The organism is Mycobacterium sp., assembly GCF_035274705.1.
Lineage (GTDB): Bacteria > Actinomycetota > Actinomycetes > Mycobacteriales > Mycobacteriaceae > Mycobacterium.
Map to the genome: position 1 here is coordinate 1 of NZ_DATENY010000081.1, position 5,589 is coordinate 5,589.

Sequence of the window (5,589 nt, forward strand, 5' to 3'; positions counted from 1 at the left end):
CAAAAAAGTGAATAAAGTTACGGCGGTCAATAGCGGCAGGGAAACGCCCGGACCCATCCCGAACCCGGAAGCTAAGCCTGCCAGCGCCAATGATACTACCCAACCCGGGTGGAAAAGTAGGACACCGCCGAACACAAATTAAGCCCTCTGCCCTCCAATTTCGATTGGAGGGCAGAGGCATTTTTATTGCATTGTTGTGTCGAATAATGCCGGCGCTATCCGGCTTTTCTCTAATTCGAGCAGGGCCCTTTTCCTATCGAGCCCACCGCCGTATCCGGTCAGGCTTCCGTTCGACCCGATTACTCGATGGCAGGGCACAATAATGCCGATCGGGTTATGGCCATTGGCCAGCCCGACCGCGCGAAATGCTCCGGGCGATCCTATCTGTCGCGCGATTTCGCCGTAGGACCGAGTTTCCCCGTACGGAATGGTCAGCAGCGCAGTCCAGACGCGTCGCTGAAATTCCGTGCCGACCAGATCCAGATCGAGTTCGAACTCGGTCCGGTCGCCGGCGAAGTACGCCTCGAGCTGCGCGACGGCGTCGTCGAACGCTGTGTCGTCTGGTTCCCAGCCCTCACGGCTGGGCTCATACGTTTGGTCGACCATCCGCAGATGCATCAGCCGGCCGTTCTTGCCGGCGAGCGTCAACTGCCCGACGGGACTGGCCATCGACCGAAATTGCAGTGCTTCCATCATTTCTCCTTCGGCGGCCACTCGTTGACCGCGTGATCGAGGGCCGTCCACAAATGCTGGGTCGCGTATGACCGCCATGGCCGCCACCGCGTGCTGTGCTCGGCCAGCGGGCGGGTATCGCCTGGCAGGCCGAGCTGCTTGGCCGCCAATCGGACACCCAGATCGCTGACGGGAAAGGCGTCGGGGTCGCCGAGGCCCCGCATCGCGATCACTTCCGCGGTCCACGGGCCGATTCCGGGCAGGGCGAGCAGTTGGTCTCGGGCGCGGTTCCAGCAGCAGCCGGCGTCGAGCACGACCTCGCCGTCCGCGAGAGCGCGGATGAGTGTGATCAGCGACCGCTGCCGCGACTTCGGGAAGGCCAGATGTGTGGGATCGATTTCGGCGAGGTCCTCGATGGCCGGAAAGACGTGCGTCAAGCTGCCGCTCGTATCGGCGACTGGCTGGCCATACGCCTCAACAATGCGCCGGGCATGGGTGCGTGCAGCCTTGAGTGACACCTGCTGGCCGAGCACCACTCGCAACGCGAGCTCCTGCTCATCGACCGTCCGTGGAATCCGCTGCCCTGGCGCCTTGGCCACCAGGGCCGTCATGTCCGGATCCGCGCTCAGAGCGTCGACGACGGCCTCCGGGTCGGCGTCGAGATCGAGCAGTCGACGGCATCGCGCGATCGCCGTCGACAGATCACGGAAGTCATCGAGCACGACCTGGCACTGCACATGGTCGGGATGTGGCGTGAGGCTGACTATTCCGCTGCCGTTGGGCAGTCGCAGTGTGCGCCGAAACGCACCGTCGCACACCTCCTCCACGCCGGGCACCGCGCTGGCTGCCAAATGGCCGAACAATCCCTCGAAGGCGAACGGAGTGCGAACCGGCAGCCGCACAGACAGCGGACCCGCTGCGCCGAGGTCGCCCCGGCCGAACCGGGCCCGCGCCCGTTGACGCAAGGCCGTCGGTGTGAGATCGCAGACCGTTCGCACCGTGTCGTTGAACTGGCGGATGCTTGAGAAACCCGCGGCAAAGGCGACATCGCCGAACGGCAGCTCGGTCGTCTCAATCAGAACCCGTGCTGTCTGTGTGCGTTGCGCCCTGGCCAGCGCTAGCGGGTTCGCGCCGACTTCGGCCGACAGCAGCCGTTCGAGCTGACGGGTGGTGTAGCCGACGCGCGAGGCAAGACCGCCGACACCCTCACGGTCGACGGTGCCGTCGGCGATGAGCCGCATCGCCCTGGCCACCACGTCCCCACGCACGTTCCACTCCGGCGAGCCCGGGGACGCGTCGGGTCGGCAGCGCTTGCAGGCCCGGAATCCGGCTCGCTGCGCGGCGGCCGCGGTCGGATAGAACCGCATATTGCGTGCGAACGGCGGCCGAACCGGGCAGCTGGGCCTGCAGTAGATCTTCGTCGTGAGCACGGCGGTGACGAACCAGCCGTCGAACCGGGCATCCTTGGATTGGACTGCCCGATAACAGCGGTCGAAGTCGTCGTGCATGCCTCAAACAATTACACGCACCCACCGACATGACTGGCGGAAAAACGACATGGTCGTCCCCGGCGGGCGAAACCCGGCGGTGAAAACCACGTCGAAACCCGCCTCCTCAGCCCCGCCGACCAGCTCAGGCGGATTCTCCGGCGGCTGCGCACCCCAATCACCCAGCTGACGTGCAAGCTTCACGGAAGCGTCCATCAGTCGTCGAGAACGTGGGCTGCGCACGAGAGGTCAATATGAACGCGGCAATGCCAAACTATGCTGGGCAACGTAATTGAGGATCATCTCCCGGCTCACCGGTGCGATTTGCAGAAGCCGGGCCACGCCCCATTGGGGCACGAGTCCATACTCAGCCGAGAGCCCGTTGCCGCCGTGCACTTGAATGACGTGATCGACGGCAGCGGCGGCCGCCTCCGCCGCGGCGTACTTGGCGATGTTTGACTCCTCGCCTGCCGGACGCTCGTGGTCGTAGAGCCAGGCGGCCTTCGCGGTCATCATTGCCGCCAGATCGACGCCGATCTTCGCCTTCGCCAGCGGATGCGAAATCGCTTGGTACGTGGCAATTGTGGCGTCCCACACGGTACGGGTGCGGGCGTAGTCGGCGCCCTGCACGACCGCATGCCTGCCGATGCCGACGCATACGGCCGCGCCAGCGATCCGCTCGGGGTTCAGCCCGTCGAACACCTGGCGGAACCCTTCGTGTTCGGTACCGATGAGGTGGGACGCCGGTACGCGAACGTCATCGAAATGCAGGGTGTACTGCTTCTCGGGGAGGCTTATGCCCACCGGCAATCGCTGTTTCACGAGTCCCGGCGCATCGGTGGACACAAGAAACAGCGATAGACGCCCGGGCGCAGTACGCACGACGACGATCAACGCCTCGGCTTCGTCGACACCCGAGACGTAGTACTTGGTGCCGCGGATCAGATAGTCACCGCCGTCACGGACAGCCGTGGTGGCGATCCGGTGCGAGTTCGACCCGGCATCGGGTTCGGTGATCGCGAAGACCACCTTAGTCTCGCCGGATGCCATGCGTGGCAGCCAATCCCGCTGCTGCTGCGTGGTGCCATAGCGCGAAATCAACTGACCTGAAATGGCGCTGGATACGAGCAGTAACAGAAGAGGGCAGCCGCGTGCGGCGGTCTCCTCACAGACGATGGCCAACTCGGTCATCCCCGCGCCACCGCCGCCGTACTGCTCGGGCAGGTTGATCCCGATGAACCCGTGCTGTGCGAGATCTTGCCACAACTCGGTGGTCGGTTCGTGAGCCATCCCGCACTGCGTGAAGTACTCGGGCCCGTACCTATCCGTGACCGCCGCGATTGCGTCTCTGAGGTCTCGATGCTCGGGCGGCTCGATGAAGTCCACGACTACACCAACTTGTCCGGTATGTCGGTGTAGAGGGCCCGTACGAACTCACCCAGCCCCTTGGCCTGCGGGTCGGTCTTGGTGCATGAGGCGACACCCTCGCCGAGGAATCCGACGATGACGAAATTGAGGGCCATGAGATTCGGAAACTCGTAGCGATGCACCACCAGGCCGGCAGCATCGCGCACCAACTCGTGGAATCGCTCGACAGTCAGGTGTGCGTGCAGCCAAGCCCAGCGCTCCGGGGTGTCGGTCCACACCCCGACGTTCGCGTTGCCGCCCTTGTCGCCTGAGCGCGCCGCGACCACCGTGCCCAGCGGGCGCCGGGTGGTCGGCCCGAAATCTGTTGTCCGCGAGCGTAATGACGCAGTGTGGGTGAATGGGTCGGCAACCTCGATGCCATGGGGAATCAGCTCCCGGGTCCCGTCGCCATGCACGACGACATGCTCGACCAATTCGGCCGGTACGACGGTGGGCCAGTAGATTCCAAACTCAGTCGCCGACGTCGGCGGGGTGGTGGTGTGAAATCCGGCGTAGCCGGCGACCGCTAGTTCGATCACCGCGTTGGAGAATGCGCGATCCACCTTGGTCCGGTCCTGGTCCTTGACAGTCACCCGCAAGTGCGCCGTGGCGTCGGTTAGCGCGACCGGGTCTGGCCGGTCGTAGCGCAACAGTTGGATATCGACTTCGTCGAATGTCTCTCGGCTACCGAGGATCTCGAACAACTCATCGGTCGCCCACCGCGCCTTGTCCTCGATGTCCAGGCCGGTCAACACCATTGTCATCGTGTTGCGGAAGCCGCCGATGTGGTTCATCGCAACCTTCAGCGTCGACGGTGGGGGTGACCCCTTGGTCCCGTTGACCCGTACTCTGTCGGAACCATGCTGTGTGATCGCCAGGCTGTCGAAATGTGCAACGACGTCTGGGTTGACGTACGTCGGCGCCCCGACCTCGTACAGCAGCTGCGCGGTGACGGTGCCGACGGAGATCACCCCGCCGGTGCCGTCCTGCTTCGTGATGACGAAACTACCGTCGTGTGCAAGCTCGGCGATCGGTGACCCGGGGTAGCGACGATCGGTGATCTCGGCGAGCTGGGAGTAGTTGCCGCCAGTGGCCTGCGGACCGCATTCAATGATGTGGCCGGCGGCGACCGCACCGGCAAGCGCGTCGTAGTCGCGGCGATCCCAGCCGTGCCACCACGCGCCGGCGCCGACCACCAGTGCGGCATCGGTGACGCGGCCGGTGATGACGACGTCGGCGCCGCGCGACAGCGCTGCCGCGATGCCCCAGCCGCCAAGGTATGCGTTGGCCGAAACCGGTTCAACTCCGGCCTCTTCCAGAGCTACGCCCGTGTCGAGGTGCTTGAACGGAATCCCTGTGGCCGACAATTGACCGATGCGCGGCATCAGGTCGTCACCCTCGATGTGCGCGACGCTGACGTCCACGGCTGCATCGACGGCGATGGCGCGGACGCGGTCTGCCATGCCGGCGGGATTCAAGCCGCCGGCGTTGACGATGATCTTGATACCGCGCTCTGCGCAGGTCTTCACCACCTGCTGGTATTGGGTGAGAAACGTTCGGGCGTACCCGGATTCCGGGTCCTTGTGACGCGCCTTCCACAGAATGAGCATGGTGAGTTCGGCCAGGTAGTCGCCGGTGATGACGTCGATCTCACCACCCTCGACAAGGGCGCGCATGGATGCCAGCCGATCGCCGTAGAACGCCGACGCGTTGCCGATTCGCACGGGCCTGTTCACGGCCGCACCGCCGGCCGTTCACGGCGGGTCGGTGCGCCGGCAAAGGCCTGTGCAATGTCCAGCCATTTCGCGGCTACTGACCCAGCAGCGACCAATCCCGTTTCAGCCCAATGCTTTCGCTGGGTGACGACAAGGACGAAGTCCTCAGCTGTCCCGGCGACGCACTCAGAGGCGTCGTCCGGACCCCAGATCCATGGCTCTCCGTCGGGGGAGCGCAACTCCACTCGGATGGGCTCGCCCGGCGCTTCCACGCCGTTGATGGTGTGAGCGAAGCCGACGGTGGCCAC

Annotated in this window: 4 protein-coding genes, 1 rRNA gene and 2 pseudogenes; 1 reads left to right on the plus strand and 6 read right to left on the minus strand. The window is 64.8% G+C overall.

Going from position 1 to position 5,589, the window contains the following annotated elements; all coding sequences use genetic code 11:
• Positions 1 to 18 precede the first annotated feature (18 nt).
• Positions 19 to 133, plus strand: a 5S ribosomal RNA gene (gene rrf, locus VJV41_RS17925).
• A gap of 50 nt (positions 134 to 183) precedes the next feature.
• Here rrf and VJV41_RS17930 read toward each other — a convergent pair.
• The 6 genes and pseudogenes from VJV41_RS17930 to VJV41_RS17955 form a co-directional block, all read right to left on the minus strand.
• The gene (locus tag VJV41_RS17930; protein ID WP_325336075.1) at positions 184 to 693 is read right to left on the minus strand and encodes a methylated-DNA--[protein]-cysteine S-methyltransferase; all 510 of its coding nucleotides are present in this window, start codon (positions 691 to 693) and stop codon (positions 184 to 186) included.
• A complete protein-coding gene (locus tag VJV41_RS17935) occupies positions 693 to 2,180 on the minus strand; it encodes a DNA-3-methyladenine glycosylase 2 family protein (RefSeq protein WP_325336077.1) in 1,488 nt (495 codons plus the stop codon). Before VJV41_RS17935 ends, VJV41_RS17930 begins: the two co-directional genes overlap by 1 nt.
• Positions 2,181 to 2,255: 75 nt before the next feature.
• A pseudogene (locus tag VJV41_RS17940) lies at positions 2,256 to 2,363 on the minus strand (LLM class F420-dependent oxidoreductase); the annotation flags it as partial.
• Positions 2,364 to 2,408: 45 nt separating this feature from the next.
• Positions 2,409 to 3,545 (minus strand): acyl-CoA dehydrogenase family protein, encoded by a 1,137-nt coding sequence (locus VJV41_RS17945; protein ID WP_325336078.1) that lies wholly within the window; start codon positions 3,543 to 3,545, stop codon positions 2,409 to 2,411.
• Positions 3,546 to 3,547: 2 nt separating this feature from the next.
• Complete coding sequence (locus VJV41_RS17950; RefSeq protein ID WP_325336080.1) at positions 3,548 to 5,302, minus strand: acyclic terpene utilization AtuA family protein; 1,755 nt, start codon at positions 5,300 to 5,302, stop codon at positions 3,548 to 3,550.
• Positions 5,299 to 5,589, minus strand: a pseudogene (locus VJV41_RS17955) (TIGR03084 family protein); the annotation flags it as partial. The gene VJV41_RS17950 and the pseudogene VJV41_RS17955, both read right to left, overlap by 4 nt.